Below are 25264 nucleotides of genomic sequence, written 5' to 3'. Positions count from 1 at the left end.
TCCAATTGGCGTCTGTAAAAGGAATAACTGCTCATTTAAGCAAACAACAAATAGAAGAAGTAAAACAACATGACTACCGCTAAAATACAGACAGTCTCCATAACGGGATGGCTTTTATTTTTTTGCTGTGCCTTCCGATTAGCGGTTCTGGAAGCTGGTGCCGAGTTTACAGATGTCTTGGGTTTATCCATTAACAACGCCGACAACTCCCTTCTCATTTCGCCGCTTGAAGTGTACTTGCCGTATAAACCTTTTTTCATCCAAGAAGCATATTTTTCAAGTTGGGGTGTGCTTTTGATCCTATCGATTAGCGTTTTTTCCGGACTTGTTCCTTTATCAAATCTTGTTGGATAATAAATCTGGAGAATCACCATCACAAGAGCAAATAAATCATAAGAAGGTTCTGCTTTCCTCGAGCCCATCTGCCAGTATCCTCTGTCGTAGAATTCTGTATATTCCTTAATGGACCTGCCGATTTGTGTAGTTCCTCCCACATCGATCCATCTCAGTCTGGGCGGATGTGATGCGACAATCAAATTTTCTGTCTTTAAATCGCCAAAGACCCAGCCGGTTTTATGAAGCTTTTCCAAATCGTCCAACAGCTGAAGAAGTAATATGCCCAGCCACTCTTGTCCGCTTGTTCTGATAAAAGTAGATAAGGGTTGCCCATGGACGTATTCCATGACATAAAACGAGTACCTCTGTCCGCCCGGGAGCACCCAGTCATCTACATCCAGTAAAGAAGGCCCAAGGTGGTCATTTCCTTGGACCTTCTGAAAGGATTTCAATACATTGACCTCCATTGTTACGGAAGAACCTTTGTCACTGATTTTCAGTGCTGATCTCCGGCCATTGTGCTCACATAAGTATACGGCTCCGATAGCTCCGCGGCCAAGTAATTTTATGATCATGTAACGATTGTTGTGCCATTTCCCGGATATTAGTGTTCCTGGCTTTAAATCGAAACTATGCTTCTTCGATGTTTGATTTGTTTTCATCCCTGAAACTCCTTAGCATGCCCGCCTTCCCAAACTCAAACATGGCTTCTTTGATAGCAGGGCCCGTTGGTGTAATCCCTCCGCTGGACAACTTCGGGAAAACAGATGAGACTGATTCCAGCCTTGGTGACCAGTCCAACACCTTCGAGATGTTCTTTTTCTTTCCCGGAAAAGCAAATATAGAAAAACGGTTCCTGCCGATGCGCGCGTTCAAACTCACCGACAAATCGATCAATGACTCTTTTACAGCCTGGAGTTTATTACTCATACTCGCACTTGTATCTACTAATACAAGGACTTCCAAATCGCAGGTTTCACCAAGGTCTTCTACCACTTCCATTACTTCCCCACGCTGTTCGGGAGGTAATTCCTCCAAGCTTTGACCTGGACCGAGGATTTGTTTCAGCTCTTGATTGACCACCCCTTGTAACGTTTGTGTCATAGCTTGTTTCGTAACCGTCTGGACAGTTTGCGACAAAGCTTCCCTGTACACGATTTGACTCACTCCGCCCCCTGATAAAGAGATTGCTTCCACTTCTTTTAACCCAGCGTCTTCCTCTCTCTGGTCATCTTCGAGTATGCCAATCACATTGACCGTGATCCCCTGTTGGAAGGCTAGCGCTGCGACCGCTGCTGGGTCTTCCCCCTTATTGGAACAACCATCTGTAATTAATAATATTTGTTTCAGCGTCCCCTTCTTCATGATTAATACCTCCCTGTTTATGTGAAGCTATGGTTTTCTTCCTTGAAAGTATTACCATCATCACCAACAGGGATTAGATTTATACCTTTCTAATCAAGAGATATTCAGCCATCTTTGTTTATCAGGCATGCTGCTTAAAAGCAGGAAATGCAGCCCATTTCGGCTGGTTGATGTCAATTTTGGCAACCAGAACGGTCATGTCGTCTTCTATCTCTCCTTCCCGGTTTCGCACCACTTCTTCCAGAATAATATCGGCAATCGCTTGAGGGTCGTCCGTTTCCAACTCATTCAGCTTCCGCTTCATCCAAACATCCACATTCTCCACGTACTTCGGTCCTTCAAATATTCCGTCACTCATCATAATCAAGTAGTCTCCCTCTTTTAACTGTTCACTGACCACCTCTACTTCAAAGTCCCGAATAATGCCTATTGGAAGATTGCTTGCCTCCACTTTATGAAATTGTTTCCCCCTTTTAATGAAGCTTGGCGTACTGCCGATCTTTAAAAACTGGGCAGTCGCACTATGGAGATCGATCACCGCCAGATCCAGGGTAGAAAAGATCTCTTCATTCGTTCGTAGAGAAAGAATAGAATTGATCGATTTAATGGCGATTTGTTCTTGGATTCCCGATTGGAGTATTTGATGCAGAAGCCGGAGAGTTTCCGTGCTTTCTTCATGAGCACGTTGCCCATTGCCCATTCCATCACTTATCGCCATCGCATATTTTCCTGCTCCTAATTCTATTGTCGAGTAACTGTCTCCGGAGACGAAACCTCCCCCTTTCGCGGCATGGGCCACCCCTGTTTCAATCACATACTTTTTGGCAGAACCAAACGCCAAATAACATTCTCCATTTGGAAACGCAGATATCTCTTCCGATTTGACGATCACCGTTTCTTTCAAAATATCGGAAAGAAGTGGCGCTATCAATTTCGCTCCTTCCCCATGATAATGGCGAAAAACAAGTTGCATTTCTATGTCGATTTTCCCTTTTTCCACACTATAAATATCAAGCTTTTCAATCTCTATCCCCATATGCGTCAAGGAGGCCACGATTTCCACTTCGTGCTGCTCGTGGTGCTCCCTTTCCTTTAGTATTTCTTTGGCGAAGTCTCCCATCACCTCTGACACTCCCAGTAATTGATCGGCTACAAACCTCCTGCTTTCTGTGACCTGCCTTTTCAGTTTTTTATTAGCTTCATAAAAAGAGAGTTCATGTTTCATTGTTTCTCTTACCTTACCAGCCTTCACACAATGGCTTTCCAACCTCCTTTGGAGAATTTTGTTCGGTGGATGGCTGGACTCCATGTCATTCTTCAAATCTGTCATCAACCCATAAGTTTCTTCAAAATTCTTAGCCCAGCATTTATCTTTCTTAAAACAAGTCTGACAGGTCTTTTCAGTAATATTGCTGAGAAAAAAATCTGTTTCTTTTATTTCTTCTTCCTCAAGCGGTACATCAGACTGGTTGCTGAAACTTTTCGATAATGCCTGAAATACATTGGAAAACTGCTCCACCCTGCTTGCAGTCACGTCCCTTACCTTTTGCATGTACTGTTCTTGTTGCTGAGAGTGTTCATTCGTCCCAGGTATAAACCTGGATAGCTTTTTCACCCAGCTCTCAGGTGTGCATAAGAACAAGAAAACCGCCACTAATGATTCCATCAAAGAAGGAAGCAGAGCATCCAGTCCTTCTCCATAGACGCCAATCAGTAAGGTTCCGATAATTAACCCGATACTGACCCCGATTTTTCTCCCTTCTTTAAGCAATCCTCCCAGCAGGCCGGAAAATGCAAGCAGACTCATCTGGTACAGGCTCGCAACATTGGCCAGACTCAATATCAAACCCGCTACCACGCCTACAGTTGAACCGATAGCGGCTCCCCCGACATAGGAGAGCCATAATACCAGATAACGCGATGAAACTTGCTCAATCGACGCACCTTGAATTTCCCAGCCGATTGTTCCTGTCAGTACAGAGGCCAGCAAAATAATCATGCAGACTATTTCTTCATTCTTTAATGCAGGTTTGTATCTTTTAGGTGATAATAGCGGAACACTCTGCATAAAGATAAGTACCAGCACCGCACTCAGCACACCCTCGACTGTGACAAGCATATATTCGTATAAAGTTAAGTTGTCCATGATGGAATATCCGGTTATGCGCGGAATAATACTGGATATAAACACAAGAGCAGGCAGCAGCCATTGTTGGTTCTTTACATTTTTAAATGCTGCGGCAGCAAAAATGAACAGGACCATCGCCGACAATACATACAGGGAGTGCTGCCATTGATAGCTAGCCGCTCCCGCAAGTAATGCAAGCATAACTTTGAATGATTTTTCCTTACGGATAAACCACACTGAAGCGAGAAAAGAAAGGGCAAAAGGCGACATGGAAGAAAGGATAACTGCTCGTCCTAGTAAAAAACCGACTATGATCAACAGCCAGCCTTTCTCCAGGAAGAACAACTTCGCCTTCTCTCCGGACTTCCGCTTCAACCTCTCGAGACTTTTTCTACCTGCCAACAAGGACTTGGACTCTTGACTTGTAGCTGATTCTATCATTCCCCACCACTCCTTCTTGCTTTTCTATTGTGCTATCTATTGAAACACAAGTTGTCTCAATATTTTGTCAAAACAACAGAAGGATTCATAAAAACCGTTCGACTACTTTCAGGTATTGGAAGCCCATTTCTACATAATTGGGGAAAGGGGGAGCAATCGCCTGTCGATTTCCACAAATCAGACACGCTGCTGTCGGACAAGGGTTCCCGTCACCAAATACCGCGCGGAAAGAATGATGGCAAACTGTCTGTTCCTGCAATGCAGGTAAAAACGACAAGTGTCCGGCAGCAGGAAATCAGACTGCAGCGAATACTTGTCGTTTTTTAAACTTATTTCATTTTAAATTTTGACAGGTGGGTTGTCTGGTTATAATCGTGTACTTTCCATCCTTCTTTCAAAAGTTGAATATTGCTTATGCATGCGTTGATCAGTTTTGTTTTCCCCGATCCGATTTGGCCGTTGGAAATCGTCGACAAGATAACATTGATAACTCCGCCATGGGCGACGAGCAATAACTCTTCGTCCAGATATCTTTCTGTTACCTTATTGATTCCTGCCATTACTCGGTTTCTGAAAGCTTCGAAGTCTTCTTGTCCAGGGTAATTCCGGTCTGGATACAAGTGTTCTCGTTCATCCATCGGCATACCTTCCGCAACACCGAATGATCTTTCCCTGAACTCCTCCATTATTTCGATTGGCTTTGCTAATTCTTTGTTAATAATGTCAGCTGTCTGCTTCGCTCTTGTCAGAGGGGAGGCGATTACTCTGTCAATTTTTGCTTCTTTAAAATATTCCCGGCATTCCTCTGCCTGCTGTATGCCTGTTTCGTTTAAGGGAATGTCTGTCTCCCCTTGCAGCTTGCCTTGCAAGTTCCAATCCGTTTCTCCATGTCTCACCAAACAAATCATTCGCCCATTCCTTCCTTTCTAATCAATGTACCAACCGTTCTTGATTCTAAATTTGCTTTCAGTAACCTTGTAAAGTGAAACTCAGCCTTAGTGAGCCTTCCTACAAATGAGTGGTATGAAGCCGCTGCGGCAGAACACTTCGCTTTCCGCGGGCATGGCCTCAGCTTCCTCAGAAGCAAAAAGCGCTTCTCCGGGATCTTCGGACTCGTGGGACTGCGATTACTCGCCCCATCGAAGACCTTTGGGACTGCGATTACTCGCCCCATCGAAGACCTTTGGGACTGCGATTACTCGCCCCATCGAAGACCTTTGGGACTGCGATTACTCGCCCCATCGAAGACCTTTGCTGTTCCCACAGGAGTCTGCGTGTTCTGCCTTCGCTGTTAGGGATTTGCTGAATTTTGGTTAAGGAATACCCATGTTAAACAAATTTAGGACCACTTCCCATTTGATCAGAGGTTCTATTCAAAGCGGAGGAAAAATGCGAGACTCCAGTGGGAAAGGAACAGTCTGAAGACCCCGCAGTGATGCGTCTGCGTCTTCTAGTATCGCTTCGTAGTAAGCTTCCTCGACGCAAGGGAGCAAAGGAGCCCACCCAAGTAGTACCCTGGCTGAAGCGTTCCCCACGGAAAGCGAGTATTTTTCCGCAGCGTTGGACTACCACTCAATCAGAAAAGGATGGAAGGAAGTCCCGTTAAATGAAGTTAGTTATGTCACAGTTCATAGTTCCTCTTCATTAGTTCCTCTTCCTCTTTATTGAAACCGCAATCATTTCCGTTGGGCAACGGAAAAACAATGTGTGTAGATGAAAGCGGTTGTAAACTACAATGTAGTTAAGCAAGAACAAACAATAACTTTTTAACATTCTAAGGAGGAATTTTTAATGAAACATATATTACTAGCATGTTCAGCAGGTATGTCTACAAGCCTATTGGTGTCCAAAATGAAAGAAGCAGCTGAGAAAAAAGGAATCGACGCTGAAATTTGGGCGGTCGCACAAGATAAGGCACCAAAAGAGATGGAGAGAGCCGATGTACTATTAATTGGACCTCAAATGAGATTCATGAAGAAGAAGTTCTCTAAAACTGCAGAAGAAGTCGGCATTCCATTGGATGTTATCGATCCTGTCTCTTACGGAAGAGTCGACGGAGAAGCAGTACTTAACAAAGCTTTAGAGCTTATGGGTGAAAAATAGAGAAACCTTCGAGGGGGAGAGTTAAGCCATGAACAGATTTATGGAAATTCTTGAAAATATATTAATGCCAATTGCGGACAAGTTGAACAACAACCGCTATTTAACAGCTTTGCGTAATGGCTTTATGGTCGCACTACCATTCATCATTTTCGGTTCTATCTTCGTTGTTATTGCAAACTTGCCGTTTTTAGATAAGTTAATCGGAGAAGATGCATTTGCTTCTTACCAGGCTGCNTCGCTGCGGCAGAACACTTCGCTTTCCATGGGGACGGCCTCAGCCTCCTCATCAGCAAAAAGAGCTTCTTGCGGGGTCTTTAGACTCGTGGGACTGCGATTACTCGCCCCATCGAAGACCTTTGGGACTGCGATTACTCGCCCCATCGAAGACCTTTGGGACTGCGATTACTCGCCCCATCGAAGACCTTTGGGACTGCGATTACTCGCCCCATCGAAGACCTTTGGGACTGCGATTACTCGCCCCATCGAAGACCTTTGCTGTTCCCACAGGAGTCTGCGTGTTCTGCCTTCGCTGTTAGATATTTTCTGAATTTTGGTTAGGGATATCCCATGCTAAATAAATTTAGGACCACTTCCCACTTAATCAGAAGTTCTATCCAAAGCGAAGGAAAAATGCGAGACTCCAGTGGGAAAGGAACAGTATGAAGATCCCGCAGTGAGCGGTTTTTGCTCGCGAGGAAGCTGAAGCGTTCCCCACGGAAAGAGAGTATTTTTCCGCAGCGCTGGACTACCACTCAATTCGAAAAGGATGGAAGGAAGTCACACTAAAGTTACGCCGCAGTTTATGCTTTTTTAAATGGTAACAGTTTTTAGCAACCAATATTGTTTTTGGTTTTTTCAGACTTTATGATTTTCTATTGACATAAATCTTGTGCTATTGTATTATATTTTTTGTTGCCTCATTGGTCTTATGAGGTTTTTGATTCCCAATTCGGGATGATGATGGCGGTGTAGCTCAGCTGGCGAGAGCGTACGGTTCATACCCGTGAGGTCGGGGGTTCGATCCCCTCCGCCGCTACTAAAAGAATACGCATGGGATTTGTATCTTGTGCCATGAGAGAGATGATCACTTCGATCGTCTCTTTTTTCTATTGCTGACAGTTAAGATAAAAAAACTGGTGCCTGACATAATGACATGCAGGGCACCAGTTTTTTTATTATATATAATAAGGTCCATTTCTTCTCAAAAAATAGCTCTCTCTATAGACAGCAAGTTTTATCTTTTAGCACCTCGACCCCCACGTTTAGATTCTGTGTGCTTTTTCAATGAAGCCAAACGATCCTCTGAATCCTTCAGGAAACGATTCATTTTTGATTCAAATGATTCGCTGCGGTCGCGGTTGTTGCTTTTAGTATTTCTGTTACGGCGTCCAGCATTCGGATTGTCTTTCGCCTTTTTGATGGATAATCCGATTTTTCCATCTTTCTCAACATTAATGACTTTAACTGTCACTTCATCGCCAACAGTCAAATGTTCATTAATGTCTTTAACATAGTTATCGGCAACTTCACTAATATGAACCAAACCTGTTGAACCACCAGGCAGTTCAACAAATGCTCCAAAATTAGTTATACCTGTTACCTTACCCTGCACCTTGCTGCCTACTTCGATTGACATAAAAAAAATGCTCCTCCTTAGAATTTTAAAGATATCCTACTTTTATATTATATATAAGCAATAAAAAGCGTGTCAATAAGACGGATTTTCTTCTGGAAGTTTAAAGATCAATTCCCCTTCCTTCGAGAAGAAATAATTGGTTCTGGCAATCTCCAATACATACTCTTCATCCTGCAACAGCTGTACTTCTTCTTTCAAATCCTTCTCCTCTTCTTTCAAAGAAGTCATCTTGTTTTCCAACTGCTCATACTGTTCCTGTTTTTCGGCAAGAAGAGTACGTTGTTTGAAGTGATAGACAGTCAAACTCGCTATCATCACAACCATCAATAAGGAAAATAGCATGAGGCGGCGGTATAGTCGTTTCTTCTTCTTTTTCTGTCTTTCTACATAAGCATCATACTGCTTAACGTAACTAGAATCAATTTTTGCTACAGCTTTTTGTCTTCCAGGCACCTGTAGACTACCTCCTTTTTTTCATTATCATCCTCACCCATTTAATTACTGTATTCTTTATTCTACTATAAAATCCTGCAAGATTGTGGAGGTATTTTTTTATATTTGCCGGAATCAAATACCATATCATTCTCGCTATCAGCTTAAACGGATAAAACAGGACTCTCAAAATGGTCCAGACAATCCAGACAATGCATGTCCAAATTCCGATCGCCAGATACATCAACAGCCTTACAAGGGCGATAACAGGCCGGACAATCATCAGCTGCCCAAGTCTATAGAAAAAGCGGGAAATAGAAATGATCAACCCGATCAATAACTCCAGCCCTCTTTTGTAGATAACTTCCAAAAGAGCTTTATACATAGAGAATCCGCAAATAAGCGCCAGAAGAATATACAGGCGTAATTCCCCTTGATTCATCCTAAACAGTAGATAAAACAAAACCAATGTTTGAAGAAGCCAGAATCCGATTTCCACAGCATATGAAAAGAAGACTCTTCGCTTCCATACCGTCTCAAATCTTCGGAATGTATCGATAGCCGCGCCGAGGTATATTCCGCCGGCTATCATGGTAAGAATGGTTGTGAACTGAACCGTAAGTGTCATTTAAACAGCTTGCTAAAGAGTCCTTTAGCTTTCTCTCCATGCTGTTCGTCCAAATAAGAGAGTTCAAAAATCTTCCCCTTGATGGAAACATTCCCTTCTCCAACATCAAGGTTCTTCATCTGCAGATTTTCTCCGCGGACAATCAAATAACCCATGACTGTTTGAAGAAGAAACTCTTCATTATCGAAACTATCTACCTCTTTTACCCCGGATATTTCCAGACTCTTTCTATTGTTCATTTTAATATGGTGTTCAATTTGGGGACGAATCGAAGGATCTTTCTCATAATAATTCATTTTGCAGCCCTCCCTTTATCATTATCAATTTATGAAGGGAGGGACAAGATTAGAACACGCACATTCCTCGTATTATTCAGATGATACCCGATTAACGACTGGCGTTAACTTCTTCCTCGTTTTTCACTTTATACAGTGAAGCAGCCTCGTCTTTCTTGACCGTCTCTCTCAGGGATTCAATTTGAATCGTTAACAGTTTTTGGCCGAATTGAATCGTCAATTCATCGCCGACATTAACATTGGAAGCAGCTTTCGCTTGGTTTCCATTGATGGTGATCCTCCCCTGATCGGCCACTTCTTTAGCAAGAGTTCTCCTTTTGATGAGACGAGAGATTTTCAAAAATTTATCTAAACGCATAAATTAATTGTCACTTCCTTTTTTCATATTCTTATTCAGATTGTTTCGCTTCATTCCAATAGCCATCCATTTCCTCAAGGGTCATGTCATCCATGTCCTTTTGTATTTCTGCAGCTCTTTGTTCTATATAAGCAAATCTTGATTTGAATTTCTGGTTGGTCCGGCTCAAGGCAATTTCCGGATTAATCTTATAATATCTGGCAAGGTTTACAATGGCAAATAAGACATCTCCGCCTTCCTTTTCCATTTCCTCTAGGCTCCCTGTATCAATGGCCCGTTTCCATTCTCCCAATTCCTCTTCTACCTTGGCCCAAATAGGTTCAACACTATCCCAGTCAAAGCCCTTTTTTGCCGCTTTTTTTTGTAGTTCTTCTGATTGGAGCAATTGAGGGAGATCACTCGGGATGCCATCTAAGAAAGATGTTGCCGCTTCTCCTTTTTCTTGTTTTTTGATTTGTTCCCAATTCTGCACAACATCTTCAGCAGTATCCGCCTTCACATCGCCAAACACATGGGGATGTCTGCGGATCATTTTGGTTGTTATAGTATTTATTACGTCATCGATAGTAAAAAATCCTTCATCTTCTCCAATTTGGCTATGAAGCATCACTTGCAGGAGGACATCCCCGATTTCTTCCACCATAGCTTCATCATCTTCCATATTTACCGCTTCGATGAATTCATATGCTTCTTCTAATAGATATTTCCGCAGCGACTCATGTGTTTGTTTTCTATCCCATGGACATCCGTTAGGTCCTCTTAGTTCTGCAATCACTTCCCGCAGCCGGAAAAATTGATGATTTAATTCTGTTTCCTCTACTGGGGGTATGTAAACACTAGTAAGATTGCTTAATGTGGCCGTTTGATCAAGTTCGACTAGAGGCACTGTCACAACTTTCTCATCGCCGCTCCCGGCAGCCTCGACGATTGTAACCGGATGGTCATGTGGTAAATCCTCCAGCAAAGCCAGCTTGACTTCCGACGCAATAAACTCATCGTAAACCTGGCAGAAGACAAGATGGTGCCTGTATTCCAATTCATTCCGCTTAAAGGAAGTAGCATCGACAAATTGAAACCCTTCGATCGGGTCTATCTTCAGTGCAGTAAATAAATCGTCCAAGTAGCTTTGTCCCCCGACGATTTTGACCTCAGTATCTTTTTCCAGCAACAACTGGACAGTCCTTTCTGCGAGCATCGGATGTCCTGGGACAGTATATATAACCGGCTGTCTCTCCGCAGCTTCCATTAAACGGGCAGTTATCTGTTCATAAACCGCTTCAAAGGTGTCATTGCGTTCATACACCTCATCAAATCCAACGAATTGTATTCCTTCCTCTTTTAGACTGTCGATGACAGGATGATCTTCTGTCCTTACATAAATTTGTCCTTGATGGTTTGTCAATTTGCGATATATGCCCAGGGAAAGCTGATTGATATCCCCGCCCCCAAGGCCGATCACTTCTATCGGATAAGTCATCATTCATTTCCTCCTATCACTAATCTTGACGAGCACGTGTCCATATGGGAAGTACTCGAGTTCCTCTTTTGTAAAACCGTTGCATCTGACCACTGCACCCAGGTAAATGATTCCTCCTGTTACGGACACAAATAACGTGTAGACTAAGTATTCCCACCTGGCTGTGATAGTAAAAAGATATTCCGCCATCAAACCCATTCCCGCCAAAAATACAAGCATACTCCCTAATGCCACAATCAAAGCATACCAGTTTACACGAGCAAGCTTTACAGGCGGGGCTGTCCGTTTTAGTTGAAAGATATTTAAAAATAAGACAATGGTCACACTTATAACCGTAGCTGCTGCACTTCCCGTAATTCCGAAACCAGGAACCAGAAAGCCGTTTAAAACCCATTTAACCAAAACGCCGATGACTACAAAACCTGCAGTTATCCGCACCTTGCCCAACCCTTGCAAGATAGAAGAAACCGTAATAGCAAGAGATGTAACGAATACAGCTACAGCCAAAATCCTTAAACTGAATGTACCGCTGTTATCTTCAAATAGCAGCTGGTTCATAAAAGGAAAAATCGAAACCATCCCGGCAGTTGCTCCTGCCGATATGTAGAAACTGAACTTCCAGGCGCTGTGGATATGTTTGTACAACATGCCCGGCGCCCGTTCCAGTCTCTTCTTTGTCACTGTCGGGATTAAAGCAAGAGCTATTGAAGAACCAAGAACGGTACCCAACTGGATCAAAGGCTGTCCTCTGTCAAACACACCCTTCCAGGACATTGCCTCTTGCTTCACAAAACCGAAATCCATCAGTCCGGGCACAAGCGTAAAAGCATCTGCCATTTGGAACAACAACAGCATCATGTAGTTTAAACAAATAAAAATACCGTGAAAAAATATCGTTTTAACATATTGTCCCCATTTAATGATTGAGGAACTCTTTTTCAGCGGAATACGCCGAGCCCATACAACAAGTAAAAATAATGCCGCCATGCCGGTCCCGATCAAGGAAGCAAAGGCGGCGCCAATTCCTATTTCATATACGTCCCGGCCTTGGTTGACAAGAAATAGAGCCGAAAAAAGAATAATGGTAACCCGGAATACTTGTTCAATTATTTGCGATATTGCAGTAGGCTGCATGTTGTTAATCCCCTGGAAAACTCCTCTGAACAAAGAAGTGACCGGAATCACCAGAAAGGTGAAAGAAGCAACCTTTAGCGGCAGCACCAGATTTTCATCCCCCATCCAGGCGGCCAAAGTGTGCGCTTCTGCAAACAAAACATAAAACAAAGTGGCGTTAAATACCACTAAAAGTGCAAATATCGGTATATAAAAAGAAGAAAAAGAAATCGAGTCTCCCCGTTCTTTTCGTTCAGCCACCAACATGGAAATAGCTGCAGGATAACCGTATAAAGCCAAAATCAAGGCCATTCCAAGGAAGGGGTAAATTTGCTGATATATGTAAAAACCCTTGTCCCCGGTAATATTCTGTAAAGGAATCCGGTATCCTGCACTAAGCACTTTGCTGATCAAGCTTGATAATGTCAATAGGAGAGCACCTTTGAACATTTGCTTTGAAGACAATTCATCTCCCATATAAATACGCCTTTCTCTTCTCCAAAATGTTTATCCGGATTTTCCATGCCATTATACCACATCCCCCGTAAGACAATCCTCCTATAACAAGAGGCGGCCCGTTGAAACCGGACCGCCTCTTGCTTGTGTCTTACTTAATTGCAATGATGTCTTTGTCGTTTTTAGTTACGTTTCCTTGTGCTTTTACTTCCACTTGTTTGCCTTCTTCCAAGTTTGTAAATACGATAGGCGTAATAGTGGATGCTGCATTCTCTGCAATATAATCCAAGTCAACTTCCATGAGTGTTTGCCCTTGTTCTACAAGGTCGCCTTCTTCGACTTTCGCCGTGAAGCCTTCTCCTTTAAGTTTGACCGTATCGATTCCGATGTGAATCAGTACCTCTGTACCATTATCTGCCTGAAGGCCGATAGCATGCTTGGTAGGGAAGATATTCACTATTTTACCGTTGATCGGAGAGGCAATCACACCCTCGGATGGCTTGATAGCAAAACCGTCACCCATCATTTTTCCGGAGAATACTTGGTCAGGCACTTCCGTGATCGGCATGATTTCTCCTGTAATCGGGCTTGTGAATTCCAAGTTGTCCAAGTTCACAGGTGCTTGTTCAGCATCACTTGCCTTATCGACGATTTTGGACACATCTTCTTTGGATCGTGGTGTTTTTCCGTCGATGATATCTTGCATTTGTCCACGAAGGGAATCAGAAACAGGGCCGAAGATTGCCTGGATGTTGTTGCCCACCTCCATGACTCCTGAAGCACCTAGTTTCTTTAAACGATTCTTATCGACATTGCCTTTATCTTCCACGCTTACACGTAGGCGGGTGATACATGCATCCAAGTGGGCGATGTTTTCTTTTCCGCCCATCGCACTGAGGATCTCGTAAGGAAGATCGCCGACTTCTTCGTCATCGCCAGCGTCATCCGCCTCGTCTTCACGACCCGGGGTAGCCAGGTTGAACTTAAGGATCGCCCAGCGGAAACCAAAGTAGTAAATGACAGCCAGTACAAGACCGACAATGATCACCCACCACCAGGCGGTTTTATTCTGCATGACACCGAACAATATAAAGTCGATCAAACCACCGGAGAACGTCATACCTATTTTGACATCCAGCAGGTGCATGGTCATGAATGAAAGACCTGCAAAAATGGTGTGGATACCAAACAACACTGGTGCTACAAACAAGAATGAGAACTCAAGCGGTTCCGTAATCCCTGTCAGGAAGGAAGTCAATGCAGCTGAACCCATGATACCTGCAACAACCTTTTTTCGTTCTGGTTTAGCAGTGTGGTAAATAGCAAGAGCTGCAGCCGGCAGACCGAACATCATGAACGGGAATTTACCGACCATGAACGTACCTGCAGTAAATTCTTCTACGTTATCTCTCATTTGAGCAAAGAATATTTGCTGGTCACCACGGATGATTTCGCCCGCGGCATTTGTATAAGAGCCGAATTCGAACCAGAATGGTGAATAGAAAATATGATGCAGACCGAACGGTATCAATGCCCGTTCAATTACACCAAACACAAACGTGGACAAGGTCCTGTTTGTCTCAAGCATGAAATGCGACAAAGCATTCAATCCTTGCTGGGCATACGGCCAGAAGATCAGCATAATCAAACCTAATATCAAAGCAGAGAAAGCAGTTATAATAGGCACGAACCGTTTACCTGCAAAGAAACCCAGGAATTGAGGAAGCTGGATATTAAAGAATTTATTATACATATAGTAAGCCAGTAAACCTACGATAATACCGCCGAATACACCTGTCTGGAGTGTCGGGATCCCCAGAACCATCGCATATGCAGGTTCTTCTGTCATCCCCTCGGTTACATTGCCGAATACACCCATGGTGACATTCATAATTAGGTAACCAATGATAGCCGCCAGTCCGGCAACACCGTCACCGCCGGCCAAACCAATTGCTACCCCTACTGCAAATAGTAAAGGTAAGTTATCAAAAACAATTCCCCCGGCTTCAGCCATTACTTCCAGGATTTTTTGAACCCATGGATTACCGAAGAACGGGAATGTTTCCACAAATGTATCCTGCGCAAAGCTTGTACCGAAAGCTAGTAGAATACCTGCCGCTGGCAAAAGGGCCACAGGGAGCATCAAGGCTTTACCGACTTTTTGCAAAGTCCCAAAAGCATTTTTAAACATGCGAATTTACCTCCTGATCATTTTGGTGAGTTGATACAAAATCCTCATTAAACAAACTCTCTAAATCGTTTTCAAAAATCCAACAAAAAAAGGCATGAGTAGTAAAGATTCAGGTTAAAAGGGTACACTTGTCCCTTAGGGTAACCTATAAATCTTATCATACTCATGCCTGATCGAATCAGTAACACGTATTATCAGGATTTATTAGTCAATCGTTGTAAATGAATCGTTAAATACAATACTTCTGATTCATCCACCGGTTTGTTTAATTGTTTTTGCATCACTTTAATCAATTTCCAAGCTAGATTATAGCACACGGGATATTCATCTTTCAACAATTCCGCCAACCTTTTTTCTTTTCCAAGCACTTCTCCTTGATGTGCACGGTCAATCGCTCTGTGAAGATGCTGTATCAGACGGAAATAGTCTACGTCTTGTTTATCCAACTCTATCGATAACTCTTTCTCAATAAGTTCAATCATTATGGATAACAGCTGATGGTATCTATTGATATCTCTTAATGACTTATCTGTCACCGCACTATGGATATGCAATGCAACAAATCCGATTTCCCCTTCAGGAAACAGGACTTCCATCTCCTCTTCGACTTTCGCGACTACTTCCCTTGCAACTTGATACTCTTTTGGGTAAAGTGTTTCAATCTCAAACAAGAATGGATTGGCAAATTGCATTCCCTTCTTGGCCCTATTGATTGCAAAAGCCAGGTGGTCTGTCAAAGCTACATGAATATGCTCGTTTAAGTCAGTGTCCATTCTTTCTTCAATATAAATTAAAATATCATTTATGAATTCGAGGAGTTTCTTATCAATATACGGCAATAAATTGACATACTGTTCTTTCTCTTGTTCATCCTTCAACAAGAAAGTCTTATCCGCATGGTCAAAAGAAATGGAGTCACCTTTTTTTCGATTAAATCCAATTCCCTTTCCTATCAGCACAACTTCTTTATATATATCGTGTTCCGCAATGACCACATTGTTATTAAGTACTTTATTTATGATGAGCACTTGTTCCATCTCTTTCCCTCCACCTGACAACGCGCAATAATCCTTACTACATGGTAAACGTTGACAGCGCTTATTACAAGGAAACATCCTTAAGGCGGTGGTCTGGCAGAAAACAAAACAAAGCGGACTAAAAAGCTGATAACACAAGAGTCAGAACTCCAGGTTACCAGCTTCTACATTTTGCTGACTATGCTATTATTCCATTTGCCTCGCTAAAAAGCTTGCAGCTGTTTCAACCGCTTTGTGTTCGACCGTACTGAGCTCTTTGTCGTCTTTCGACATAATCATCACACAACCGATTGGGTCGCCGTTGGCAATTATCGGGCTCAAAACATAGGAAGAAATGGTCTCTTCGCGCCCTTCCACCAATTCGATAGTCGAGTTTGATTCTGCAAGTACAGAGCGGTCATCCATCGCTTTTTCCATCAATGTACCGATATTCTTTCCTAAGTACTCTTTCTTCGATTCTCCGGATACAGCAATGAATTCGTCACGATCACAAATCAATACTGGAGACCCGAGCGAATCGAAAAGGGCATCTGCATACTCTTTCGCAAAGTCGCCGAGTTCACTGATCGGAGAGTATTTTTTTAAGATAACTTCTCCGTCTCGATCGACGAATATTTCTAAAGGGTCACCTTCACGTATTCTTAACGTTCTTCTGATTTCTTTCGGGATTACAACTCTGCCTAAATCATCAATTCGACGTACAATTCCTGTAGCTTTCATTTCTGTGCAGCCTCACTTTCTTTGATGATCATTCTGGTTGTGTTTCCACCTTCGGTATTTTCAAGCAGAAATAACCAGGTGTGGCTATAGTATAAATCACCATGAAATTCCTATACATAAATGGGTGAATTAATGTATAAAAAGCATCCCGGCAAATCAATCAGTCTCTTTTTGTACCCTGTAATCCCTGAATCAATTCTTCCACGACTTCGTACCGCCTGTTCTTCGTCTTCTTATCCCACTGGAACACCATCTTCAAATTGCGGTTTTCTGTACCGAGCTGCACCATCCTGCCATAGTGGGTGGCAAATTCAAACAACTTCGCCCCATCGATTTGCTGGCTGGTATCTTCTTCGACCAATATCTCGATTTTATTCTTCTTCTCGCTGACTGCTTCTACCCGCTCTTTTTTCGCCTTCAGCCTTATGGAAGACACATGGAATAGATTGCCTACTTCATCCGGATAATCCCCGAACCTGTCGATCAACTCTTCTCTAAGGTCATAAATATCCTCTTGCGAAGAAATCGCCTGAAAGCTTTTGTAAATATCGATTTTTTGTTTTTCGTCATCTATATAACTATCAGGAATATAAGCATCCAAGTCCAGATCTAGTTCCACCTCAAATGGTTTCACATCCTCGACAGTCTTACCTGCCTTTCTGGCGTTGATGGCATCCTGAAGCATCTGGGAATACATATCGAATCCAACAGAATCGATGAAACCATGTTGCTGGGCGCCAAGCAGGTTTCCTGCTCCTCTGATCGACAAATCGCGCATGGCTATTTTGAATCCGGAACCTAGTTCTGTGAACTCCTTGATGGCCTGCAGCCTTTTCTCTGCTACTTCCGTCAACACTTTATTCTGCTGGTATGTGAAATAAGAATAGGCTACGCGGTTTGAACGTCCGACCCGGCCTCTCAACTGATAGAGCTGGCTCAAGCCCATCTTGTCGGCATCATAGACAATCAGTGTGTTGACATTTGGAATATCGACCCCTGTTTCAATAATTGTCGTGCTCACCAAGACATCGAACTCTCCCTCAAGGAAAGAGAACATGACATTCTCCAGTTCCGATTCGTTCATCTGGCCGTGTGCGAAGGTTACCCTTGCATCTTCGACAAGAGCGGAGATTTCCTGGGCCATCCGCTCGATATTGTCGACCCTGTTATAAAGGAAGAATACCTGTCCTCCCCTGGACATTTCCCGTTCAATTGCTTCCCGCAAGAACACAGGATTATATTCCAGAACATAAGTTTGAATTGGGAATCTGTTCTCAGGCGGTGTTTCGATAACAGATAAGTCTCGGACGCCAAGCATCGACATATGAAGGGTTCTTGGAATCGGTGTAGCCGTCAGCGTCAGTACATCGACATTTGTCTTCAGCTGTTTGATTTTCTCTTTATGTTTAACACCAAACCGCTGTTCCTCATCCACAATCAGCAAGCCGATATTTTTATACTCCACGTCTTTCGACAACAAACGGTGGGTGCCTACCACAAGGTCGACAGTTCCTTTTCTCAATCCATCCATTGTTTCTTTTTGTTGTTTTCTTGTCCTGAAGCGGCTCAACAGGCCGATATTGATGGCGTGATCCTGAAATCTTTCCATAATTGTTTCATAATGCTGTTGGGCAAGAATAGTTGTAGGAACGAGAATGGCTACTTGTTTTCCATCTGCAATCGCCTTGAATGCAGCTCTGATTGCCACTTCTGTCTTTCCGTAACCGACATCGCCGCATAGAAGGCGGTCCATCGGCCGGGATCTTTCCATATCCTTTTTGATTTCTTCGATACAACGAAGCTGGTCTTCTGTCTCCTGATATGGGAACGCATCTTCAAATTCCCGCTGCATAAGCGTATCTTCCGAAAAAGCATATCCCTTTGTTGCTTCCCTTTCGGCATATAGCTTGATTAAATCATCCGCAATATCTTCAACAGACGACTGGACTTTGCTTTTCACTTTTTTCCATTCGCTGCCGCCAAGCTTATACAGCTTTGGTTCTTTTGCCTCTGAACCTACATATTTCTGTACAAGATCAATTTGATCGATCGGGACAAATAATTTGTCGTCTCCAGAGTACTTCAGCAACATATAGTCTTTATGAAGACCGTTTACTTCCAGTGTTTCTATCCCCAAGTATCGGGCGATTCCATGGTTGGCATGCACCACGTAATCTCCTACTTTTAGCTCCTGATAACTTTTGATTCTTTCAGCGTTCGATATTTTCTGCTTGCGTTTCGGCCTGCTTGTTCGTTTTTTGAACAGTTCACTTTCAGTCAAAATAGCCAGCTTGTGCATCGGCAGTTCAAATCCACTGCTGATATTGTCAATGATAATAGTCGGTTTGGATACCGGAAGTGTCACTTCACCATATGTTTTGACAGCTTCCATATCATAATCGGCCAGCACGGCTTCGATCTTTTCAGCGCGCTTTTCGTTCGGAGCGAATAAAATAACCGAATAATCGCTTTTCTGCCATCTGGAAAACTCGTTTTTCAATAAATTCATTTGTCCATGAAATTGCTGCATGGCACGGCAGGACATATTGACGATGTTCTGCGGATTGGTATTCGGAATATGGCGCAAAAACACAGACATATAAAGACGAGGCTGCTCCATTTTATGCCATATCTCATGCCAGTCATAGGAGATCGTCAAGTCTTTTACTGTCTGATTGGCTTCGAGCAGACTCTGATACCATTCTGCTTCTTCTTCATCCAAACGGTTGGCCGTTTCCTGGACACGGCTCATTTCGTCCAAAATAATCAGCCCATCTTTCGGAAGATAATCTAATAAACTACCAGGCTCCTCATAGAAGTAATTGACATATTTATACATTTCCTGAAAACGTTCATGTTGCTGCATTCGTTCCAAATCAGGTCGGATTGCCTGGGATAGCTCTTCCTTCCGGTCAGCTGTTTTAACTTTTTTTAACGAAGACGCCAATTCTTCTTCCAGCCGCTGCGCACCCGTAGTAAGATCCTCTTTTGTGAGCAGCAGTTCTGTAGCCGGACCAATCGATACCTGCTCTATCTTTTTCAATGATCGCTGGTTGGCGGCATCGAAATACCGGATAGAATCTACTTCTGTATCAAACAGTTCGATTCTCACGGGATTTTCTTCGGTTAGCGGATAAATATCCATAATACCGCCGCGCAGGCTTATTTCACCTGGGGTTGATACCATATCCACCCGTTCATAACCCATTTCAATCAGGAAGGACAGGTGTTCATCAATGTCGATCTCTTTTCCCACCTCGTATGGAAGCTGATATTTGCCCCAGTAATGGGAAGGTGGAAGAATCCTTTTCAGAGCCGCAACCGGGGCGACCAGAATTCCCGTTTCGTTCGTCATCCACTTATTCAACGCTTCGATCCGCTGACTTTTCAGCTCGGGACTCGCAATGGCGATTTCTGAAGCAATCAATTCATTCACCGGATATAGGTGTACTTTGCTTGCATCAGAAACCTCTACTAAATCTTCATATAGTTGTTGTGCCTGCATGAGTTGATGAGTGACTAAAAGAATTGGTTTTTTCGCAGACTCACTGATCAACGAAGTCAACAAACTTCTCGCTGATCCGGTCAATCCTGAAACCAATTGTTCCTTCAGCCCCGCAGATACTCCTGCAATGATTGAATGTATGTCGTCATGTGACTTTAAAAAGTCTTTAATTCCCTGCATGCTGCCTCCCCCTAAAAGTTGTTGCATTTATCCAAGTAAAGATAATGGAACAAACTCTATAAGTGCAAAAACGCCTTGGCTGTAAACCAAAGCATTGTTATCCTATTTCATTATTATTGAATGTACTACTGAATAAAAAAATCGAGTTCATGATAATGCGGGTGTTGCTGAAAGGTATCCTCGCAATTTTCACATATTGTTTTAATATGGATGTCACCGTTTTGCTGATAGTTGATCATTTCAGCCCGTTCCTCCTGGCTCAACTGATTCCAGCCAAGTTTTTCTGTATCCAAGACTTGTTGGTCCAACTGGCCTACAACGACTCCGCAATGGTTGCATCGGTACACAACAGACATTTTGTAACCTCCTCGGGAAATCTCTTCTTAGTTTTTCCCGAGATAAACCGGATTATACATCCGGCCGTCATTCACCTATTGATTGAATTCGTTCATTACTTCGAGGAACGGTTTCTCCAGCCAAGTTTCACAAGCATCTGCTGCCTTTTCGATCACGTCGTCTACAAGCGGTTTTTCTTCTTTTGAAAAGCTGCCAAGTACATAATCGGGAACAGGCATAGGCGTTGCAGGTCTCCCGATTCCTACCCGGATCCTTTTGAACTCCTTCGTGCCTAAGTGATCAATCACCGACCGGATTCCATTATGTCCTCCATGCCCGCCTTTCTCACGCAGCCTGATCTTTCCAAGCGGCAAATCCAATTCATCATAAATGATCACCACGTCTTCGACTGCCAGATCATAATAATCCATCAATGGACGTAAAGACTCGCCCGAAAGATTCATATAAGTTTGCGGTTCCAATAAAAGTACTTTCTCATTATTATGCACTTCCAAAGCGTATAAACCGTTAAACTTTTTCTTGGTCAATTTCCAATTCTTCCGATTAGCTAGTTCATCTATTATCATAAAACCGATATTATGGCGTGTTTGCTCAAATTTTTTACCTGGATTTCCTAGTCCGACTATACATTTCATAGCATTCACGTCTTCCTTTAATAATGTGATGTGTTTCGATTAACTTCTCTCATTGTACTTATTTTAATAGCAAAAATAAAGCATTTGGCCAGCCTCTTCCTAATAAACTTCCCGGATTTCACCCCTCTATCAGGGAAGACTGCAGATATTTCACTCGTTAAAAAAGCTGATAACAGATGCCCTGTTATCAGCTTTTTATGAAATTTATGTTCTTTCAAGCATTCGATCAAGAGCGAGTTTCGCTTGTTCTGCAATGAGTGGTTCCACTTTTATTTGATTGGTTATCCGGCCTTTTTCCAATGACTCAAGTGACCAAAGAAGATGGGGAAGGTCAATTCGGTTCATGGTCAAACAAGGACACATTTGAGGATTAAGCGATATAATTTCTTTATCTGGGTGATTATTTTTCAACCTGTTGACCAGATTCATTTCCGTACCGACTGCCCACTTGCTGCCGGAGGGAGCTTCTTTAATTTTATCGATTATATATTTAGTCGAGCCTGCATAATCGGAGAGTGAGACAACTTCCCTGCTGCATTCCGGGTGGACGATGATCTTCATATCAGGTCTTGTTCGGCGTAGATGCTCTACATTCTGCACCCTGAAGTTCTCATGGACAGAACAATGACCCTTCCATAAAATGACGATTACGTCTTCCAAATCCCCGTCATATTCAAATTCATTCACTATCGGATTCCAAACAGCCATTTTATCCAAAGGAACCCCAAGATCATAGGCAGTGTTTCTTCCCAAGTGTTGGTCAGGAAGAAACAAAATTCTTTCCTTTTCACCAAGTGCCCATTCAAGCATCCGTTCAGCATTAGAAGAGGTCACGGTCGCACCGCCGTTTTTCCCCACAAAGGCTTTAATCGCGGCCGTCGAGTTGACATAGGTGAGTGGAATAATCGTATCACCAAAAACATCCTGCATTTTGTGCCAGCCCTGCTCGGTTTGATTTATATCTGCCATGTCTGCCATAGAACAACCTGCCCGCATATCCGGCAAAATAACTTTCTGGTGTTCATCCGTTAATATATCGGCTGTTTCTGCCATGAAATGAACTCCGCAAAACACAATATATTCCGCATCATTTTCTGATGACAACTGGGCAAGCTGAAGGGAATCTCCTGCCGCATCGGCAAACTGGACAACTTCATCTTTCTGATAATGATGGCCGGGGATAAACAATCTCGAGCCAAACTCTTTTTTTATTCTTCCGATTTCTCGTTCCATAACATCCACGGACATATGCTTATATTTATCCGGTAACAGTTGACTTTCTATTCCAAGTAAGTCCAGTACACTCATCTTTATTCCTCCTTGTTCATTTGGCAAGGACATTCAGGCTAATATCCAGCGATTTTACAGAATGTGTCAAAAATCCCAGTGAAACGAAATCAACGCCTGTATTTCCGTATTCGGGCAAGTCGGATAATGTTATCCCCCCTGATGCCTCTGTCACAATATGACTCGGTACCTGCCCGAGGAATTCCCGCACTTCCTCCGGTTTGCGATTGTCGAACATGATTATATCCACTCCAGCCTCCACCGCTTCTCTTACTTGGTCGATTGTCTCCGTTTCGACTTCTATTTTGACCATATGGCCTGTATTTTCCCTTACAGACTCTACAGCTTTGGAAATTGACCCTGAAAAGGCAATGTGATTGTCCTTGATCATGACGGCATCGTATAAACCGTAGCGATGGTTAGAGCCTCCGCCGCATACTACAGCATATTTCTCCAACATTCTAAGCCCGGGGGTTGTCTTCCTTGTATCGCATATCCGAGTATGGTCACTATTCAAAAGGCTTACACTTTTTTGTGTGATGGTCGCTATTCCGCTCATCCTCTGCAACAAATTCAAGATGACCCTTTCTCCTGTCAACAAATGGGTAACCGGCCCCTCTACTTCGGCAATTGTTTCCCCTTGTTCGATAGACTGTCCATCCCCTTTATAGGCAGTTACACGAATGTTGTCATCCAGTATCCGATAGGCTTCCTGAATGACCGGGAGACCACAAACAATCCCAGCTTCCTTCGCGATAAAAGAACCCACTCCTCTTTGTGTTTCGGGAAAGATGGAAGAGCTGGTAATATCCCTGTCTCCGATATCTTCCAAATAAAATTGTTCGATCAGCTTTCTTAATTTAATCCGATTCATCCAGTTCCCTCCTGGCAAACATCCCAATATCATACAGTGACTTTACGTTCCGCAATATGACGTGCCACTCGCTTTTGATTCCAATCGACAGTCACAGCTGGATAATCAGCTCGAAAGTGACTTCCCCTGCTTTCTTTCCTTTTTAGTGCGGAAGTTGTAATTAACCAGGAAACTAGCAGCATATTGGCTGTTTCTACCTGGCCCAATGATTGCTTTTCTGGATCGATATGAAAGAAATCATATCCTTCCAGCCATTCCTTCATCTCTACTAAGCTATCTTCCTGTCTAATGACTCCGACATACTCCATCATATAGTCTTTGATTTGTTGTTTTTCAGGCATCATGGAGTCTCCCAAGACCCTCTCCTCATCCTTATATCCATATTGACAAGGAATCGATGGCATGGAAATAATCTTATCAGCCACAGCGTTGCCACAAACAATACCTTCCAGTAATGAATTGCTTGCAATCCGGTTCGCTCCATGCACACCAGTACAGCTTGCTTCTCCTACTGCAAACAAACCGGGTACCGTTGTCTCCCCTTCCAAACTGGCTTTTATCCCGCCCATAGAAAAATGTGAACCCGGAACAACGGGAATTAATTTTGTTTTTAAATCGATATCATTCACCAGACAACTGTTATAAACTGCCGGAAACCTTTTTTCAAAGTTCTCGACAGAGGAGATATCAAGGTAGACTTGCCTGCCTTGCTTCATTACCTGGTAAACTTTTCTGGTCACGATGTCCCGGGGAGCTAAATCTTCCAGAGGATGAACGTTTTTCATGATTCTCTCCCGATGATTATCGACTAGGACAGCACCTTCTCCCCTGACCGCTTCAGATACTAGTCCCAGTACACGGCCGTTTTTGTGAAGCATGGTAGGATGAAATTGGATGAATTCCATATCGGTAAGTTCAGCCCCGGCCCGATATGCCATAGCCAGGCCATCTCCGGTTATTGTGGGATCATTTGAAGTAAGGGAATAAATACCCCCGCATCCTCCTGTCGCTATGATGGTCGCATTTGCAAAATGGCGGACTGTTTTTCCGTTCTCCTTTTTCGTTAGGACTCCCACACACCTTCCGTCTTTCAGGAGCAGTTCCATCGCCATTTCATTTTCCACTATTTTCACTTTTCCTTTTATCTGTTCAAGCATGAAGTCGACAAGAACTCTTCCGGTCGAGTCCCCTTCTGCATGCAGTATCCTCCTTACCAGGTGAGCCCCTTCTTTTCCCAGATCAAATTCTCCCTGAGCGTTGCGATCAAACTCCATTCCTCTGCCGATTAGATTTTTTATGTACAGCGGTCCTTTCCTGACGAGCTCTCTTACGTTACCTGCATGGTTATGGAAACAACCAGCTGCTAAAGTATCATCCGAATGATTTTCCCAATGGTCTTCTTCCGTGATTGCCACTGCCACTCCACCTTGAGCCAAGTATGAATTGCTTGAACGCACACTTCCTTTTGTGAAAATAATCACATTTTTATCCGCTATTAACCTGCTGGCAGCTGTCAAGGCTGCAATTCCACTGCCGATGATAAGCACACTATCTCTGTCCATGCCGGCAACCCCCTTACTGCATGTGAAAAGTGTATATCTATGTGTCTTGACACCTATATTTACATAATATTTAATTAAAGGCAAGACCTTTTTTGTTGGAAACCGGTTATTCTATCATTTATCTTAGACATATAACTTAGTAGTTTA

At 43.1% G+C, this 25264-nt stretch carries 22 protein-coding genes and 1 tRNA gene; 3 read left to right on the top strand and 20 right to left on the bottom strand.

What is annotated here, in order from left to right; genetic code table 11:
- Nucleotides 1–35 precede the first annotated feature (35 nt).
- From CZ434_RS15075 to spoIIE, 3 genes are all read right to left on the bottom strand, one after another.
- Nucleotides 36–998 carry a protein kinase domain-containing protein gene (locus CZ434_RS15075; RefSeq protein ID WP_077623922.1) on the bottom strand — a complete coding sequence of 321 codons (963 nt, stop codon included), beginning with the start codon at nucleotides 996–998 and terminating at the stop codon, nucleotides 36–38.
- A complete protein-coding gene (locus tag CZ434_RS15070) occupies nucleotides 967–1701 on the bottom strand; it encodes a VWA domain-containing protein (RefSeq protein WP_077623921.1) in 735 nt (244 codons plus the stop codon). Before CZ434_RS15070 ends, CZ434_RS15075 begins: the two co-directional genes overlap by 32 nt.
- Before the next feature lie 121 nt (nucleotides 1702–1822).
- Nucleotides 1823–4270, bottom strand: a complete 2448-nt coding sequence (spoIIE, locus tag CZ434_RS15065) for a stage II sporulation protein E (RefSeq protein ID WP_077623920.1) — start codon at nucleotides 4268–4270, stop codon at nucleotides 1823–1825.
- Between the two features lie 39 nt (nucleotides 4271–4309).
- On the opposite strand from spoIIE, the gene CZ434_RS21835 reads away from it, so the two are divergent.
- Nucleotides 4310–4597: a hypothetical protein gene (locus CZ434_RS21835; RefSeq protein WP_143262134.1), complete on the top strand. Its 288-nt coding sequence runs from the start codon at nucleotides 4310–4312 to the stop codon at nucleotides 4595–4597.
- A gap of 2 nt (nucleotides 4598–4599) precedes the next feature.
- Here CZ434_RS21835 and CZ434_RS15060 read toward each other — a convergent pair whose 3' ends face one another.
- Nucleotides 4600–5178 carry a histidine phosphatase family protein gene (locus CZ434_RS15060; RefSeq protein ID WP_077623919.1) on the bottom strand — a complete coding sequence of 193 codons (579 nt, stop codon included), beginning with the start codon at nucleotides 5176–5178 and terminating at the stop codon, nucleotides 4600–4602.
- 883 nt (nucleotides 5179–6061) lie between these two features.
- Between CZ434_RS15060 and CZ434_RS15050 the strand changes: the two genes are divergently transcribed.
- Nucleotides 6062–6373, top strand: a complete 312-nt coding sequence (locus CZ434_RS15050; protein ID WP_077623619.1) for a PTS sugar transporter subunit IIB — start codon at nucleotides 6062–6064, stop codon at nucleotides 6371–6373.
- A gap of 962 nt (nucleotides 6374–7335) precedes the next feature.
- Nucleotides 7336–7409: transfer RNA gene (locus CZ434_RS15040), tRNA-Met, on the top strand.
- Between the two features lie 198 nt (nucleotides 7410–7607).
- Here the strand turns inward: CZ434_RS15040 and CZ434_RS15035 are convergent.
- From CZ434_RS15035 to nadB, 16 genes are all read right to left on the bottom strand, one after another.
- Nucleotides 7608–8009: a S1 domain-containing RNA-binding protein gene (locus tag CZ434_RS15035; protein ID WP_077623916.1), complete on the bottom strand. Its 402-nt coding sequence runs from the start codon at nucleotides 8007–8009 to the stop codon at nucleotides 7608–7610.
- Nucleotides 8010–8081: 72 nt separating this feature from the next.
- Nucleotides 8082–8462, bottom strand: a complete 381-nt coding sequence (locus CZ434_RS15030; RefSeq protein WP_077623915.1) for an FtsB family cell division protein — start codon at nucleotides 8460–8462, stop codon at nucleotides 8082–8084.
- Nucleotides 8463–8469: 7 nt separating this feature from the next.
- Entirely contained in the window at nucleotides 8470–9069 is a 600-nt protein-coding gene (yabQ, locus tag CZ434_RS15025) for a spore cortex biosynthesis protein YabQ (RefSeq protein ID WP_077623914.1), read from the bottom strand.
- The gene (yabP, locus tag CZ434_RS15020) at nucleotides 9066–9365 is read right to left on the bottom strand and encodes a sporulation protein YabP (RefSeq protein ID WP_077623913.1); all 300 of its coding nucleotides are present in this window, start codon (nucleotides 9363–9365) and stop codon (nucleotides 9066–9068) included. Before yabP ends, yabQ begins: the two co-directional genes overlap by 4 nt.
- 91 nt (nucleotides 9366–9456) lie before the next feature.
- A complete protein-coding gene (locus CZ434_RS15015; RefSeq protein WP_077623912.1) occupies nucleotides 9457–9723 on the bottom strand; it encodes an RNA-binding S4 domain-containing protein in 267 nt (88 codons plus the stop codon).
- A gap of 31 nt (nucleotides 9724–9754) precedes the next feature.
- On the bottom strand, nucleotides 9755–11200 hold the full coding sequence (gene yabN / locus CZ434_RS15010) for a bifunctional methyltransferase/pyrophosphohydrolase YabN (RefSeq protein WP_077625208.1): 1446 nt from the start codon (nucleotides 11198–11200) through the stop codon (nucleotides 9755–9757).
- Between the two features lie 3 nt (nucleotides 11201–11203).
- On the bottom strand, nucleotides 11204–12790 hold the full coding sequence (locus CZ434_RS15005; protein WP_077623911.1) for a putative polysaccharide biosynthesis protein: 1587 nt from the start codon (nucleotides 12788–12790) through the stop codon (nucleotides 11204–11206).
- 130 nt (nucleotides 12791–12920) lie between these two features.
- Complete coding sequence (gene ptsG, locus CZ434_RS15000; protein WP_077623910.1) at nucleotides 12921–14960, bottom strand: glucose-specific PTS transporter subunit IIBC; 2040 nt, start codon at nucleotides 14958–14960, stop codon at nucleotides 12921–12923.
- Between the two features lie 194 nt (nucleotides 14961–15154).
- Nucleotides 15155–15997 (bottom strand): glucose PTS transporter transcription antiterminator GlcT, encoded by an 843-nt coding sequence (gene glcT, locus CZ434_RS14995; protein WP_077623909.1) that lies wholly within the window; start codon nucleotides 15995–15997, stop codon nucleotides 15155–15157.
- Between the two features lie 186 nt (nucleotides 15998–16183).
- The gene (gene spoVT / locus CZ434_RS14990; RefSeq protein ID WP_077623908.1) at nucleotides 16184–16717 is read right to left on the bottom strand and encodes a stage V sporulation protein T; all 534 of its coding nucleotides are present in this window, start codon (nucleotides 16715–16717) and stop codon (nucleotides 16184–16186) included.
- Nucleotides 16718–16877: 160 nt separating this feature from the next.
- Nucleotides 16878–20402 (bottom strand): transcription-repair coupling factor, encoded by a 3525-nt coding sequence (gene mfd / locus CZ434_RS14985; RefSeq protein ID WP_077623907.1) that lies wholly within the window; start codon nucleotides 20400–20402, stop codon nucleotides 16878–16880.
- A gap of 125 nt (nucleotides 20403–20527) precedes the next feature.
- Nucleotides 20528–20758, bottom strand: a complete 231-nt coding sequence (fin, locus tag CZ434_RS14980; RefSeq protein ID WP_077623906.1) for an anti-sigma-F factor Fin — start codon at nucleotides 20756–20758, stop codon at nucleotides 20528–20530.
- A gap of 75 nt (nucleotides 20759–20833) precedes the next feature.
- Nucleotides 20834–21394 carry an aminoacyl-tRNA hydrolase gene (pth, locus tag CZ434_RS14975; RefSeq protein WP_077623905.1) on the bottom strand — a complete coding sequence of 187 codons (561 nt, stop codon included), beginning with the start codon at nucleotides 21392–21394 and terminating at the stop codon, nucleotides 20834–20836.
- Nucleotides 21395–21598: 204 nt separating this feature from the next.
- Nucleotides 21599–22702 (bottom strand): quinolinate synthase NadA, encoded by a 1104-nt coding sequence (gene nadA, locus CZ434_RS14970; protein WP_077623904.1) that lies wholly within the window; start codon nucleotides 22700–22702, stop codon nucleotides 21599–21601.
- A 16-nt stretch (nucleotides 22703–22718) separates the two neighbouring features.
- Nucleotides 22719–23555 (bottom strand): carboxylating nicotinate-nucleotide diphosphorylase, encoded by an 837-nt coding sequence (nadC, locus tag CZ434_RS14965; protein WP_077623903.1) that lies wholly within the window; start codon nucleotides 23553–23555, stop codon nucleotides 22719–22721.
- A 29-nt stretch (nucleotides 23556–23584) separates the two neighbouring features.
- Nucleotides 23585–25117 (bottom strand): L-aspartate oxidase, encoded by a 1533-nt coding sequence (gene nadB / locus CZ434_RS14960; protein WP_077623902.1) that lies wholly within the window; start codon nucleotides 25115–25117, stop codon nucleotides 23585–23587.
- Between the last annotated feature and the right edge of the window lie 147 nt (nucleotides 25118–25264).

The organism is Sediminibacillus massiliensis (genome assembly GCF_900156915.1).
Classification (GTDB): domain Bacteria; phylum Bacillota; class Bacilli; order Bacillales; family Amphibacillaceae; genus Sediminibacillus_A; species Sediminibacillus_A massiliensis.
This window is presented reverse-complemented; position numbering and strand designations above follow the sequence as displayed.

Bases quoted from the DNA above. Each gene is read 5' to 3' on its own strand.
- nadB (WP_077623902.1), bottom strand. From the start codon at position 25,117: ATGGACAGAGATAGTGTGCTTATCATCGGCAGTGGAATTGCAGCCTTG.
- CZ434_RS15015 (WP_077623912.1), bottom strand. From the start codon at position 9,723: ATGCGTTTAGATAAATTTTTGAAAATCTCTCGTCTCATCAAAAGGAGA.
- yabQ (WP_077623914.1), bottom strand. From the start codon at position 9,069: ATGACACTTACGGTTCAGTTCACAACCATTCTTACCATGATAGCCGGC.
- nadC (WP_077623903.1), bottom strand. From the start codon at position 23,555: ATGAATCGGATTAAATTAAGAAAGCTGATCGAACAATTTTATTTGGAA.
- spoIIE (WP_077623920.1), bottom strand. From the start codon at position 4,270: ATGATAGAATCAGCTACAAGTCAAGAGTCCAAGTCCTTGTTGGCAGGT.
- CZ434_RS15005 (WP_077623911.1), bottom strand. From the start codon at position 12,790: ATGGGAGATGAATTGTCTTCAAAGCAAATGTTCAAAGGTGCTCTCCTA.
- mfd (WP_077623907.1), bottom strand. From the start codon at position 20,402: ATGCAGGGAATTAAAGACTTTTTAAAGTCACATGACGACATACATTCA.
- CZ434_RS15075 (WP_077623922.1), bottom strand. From the start codon at position 998: ATGAAAACAAATCAAACATCGAAGAAGCATAGTTTCGATTTAAAGCCA.
- pth (WP_077623905.1), bottom strand. From the start codon at position 21,394: ATGAAATGTATAGTCGGACTAGGAAATCCAGGTAAAAAATTTGAGCAA.
- CZ434_RS15060 (WP_077623919.1), bottom strand. From the start codon at position 5,178: ATGATTTGTTTGGTGAGACATGGAGAAACGGATTGGAACTTGCAAGGC.
- yabP (WP_077623913.1), bottom strand. From the start codon at position 9,365: ATGAATTATTATGAGAAAGATCCTTCGATTCGTCCCCAAATTGAACAC.
- glcT (WP_077623909.1), bottom strand. From the start codon at position 15,997: ATGGAACAAGTGCTCATCATAAATAAAGTACTTAATAACAATGTGGTC.
- CZ434_RS15070 (WP_077623921.1), bottom strand. From the start codon at position 1,701: ATGAAGAAGGGGACGCTGAAACAAATATTATTAATTACAGATGGTTGT.
- spoVT (WP_077623908.1), bottom strand. From the start codon at position 16,717: ATGAAAGCTACAGGAATTGTACGTCGAATTGATGATTTAGGCAGAGTT.
- fin (WP_077623906.1), bottom strand. From the start codon at position 20,758: ATGTCTGTTGTGTACCGATGCAACCATTGCGGAGTCGTTGTAGGCCAG.
- yabN (WP_077625208.1), bottom strand. From the start codon at position 11,200: ATGACTTATCCGATAGAAGTGATCGGCCTTGGGGGCGGGGATATCAAT.
- ptsG (WP_077623910.1), bottom strand. From the start codon at position 14,960: ATGTTTAAAAATGCTTTTGGGACTTTGCAAAAAGTCGGTAAAGCCTTG.
- CZ434_RS15050 (WP_077623619.1), top strand. From the start codon at position 6,062: ATGAAACATATATTACTAGCATGTTCAGCAGGTATGTCTACAAGCCTA.
- nadA (WP_077623904.1), bottom strand. From the start codon at position 22,702: ATGAGTGTACTGGACTTACTTGGAATAGAAAGTCAACTGTTACCGGAT.
- CZ434_RS15035 (WP_077623916.1), bottom strand. From the start codon at position 8,009: ATGTCAATCGAAGTAGGCAGCAAGGTGCAGGGTAAGGTAACAGGTATA.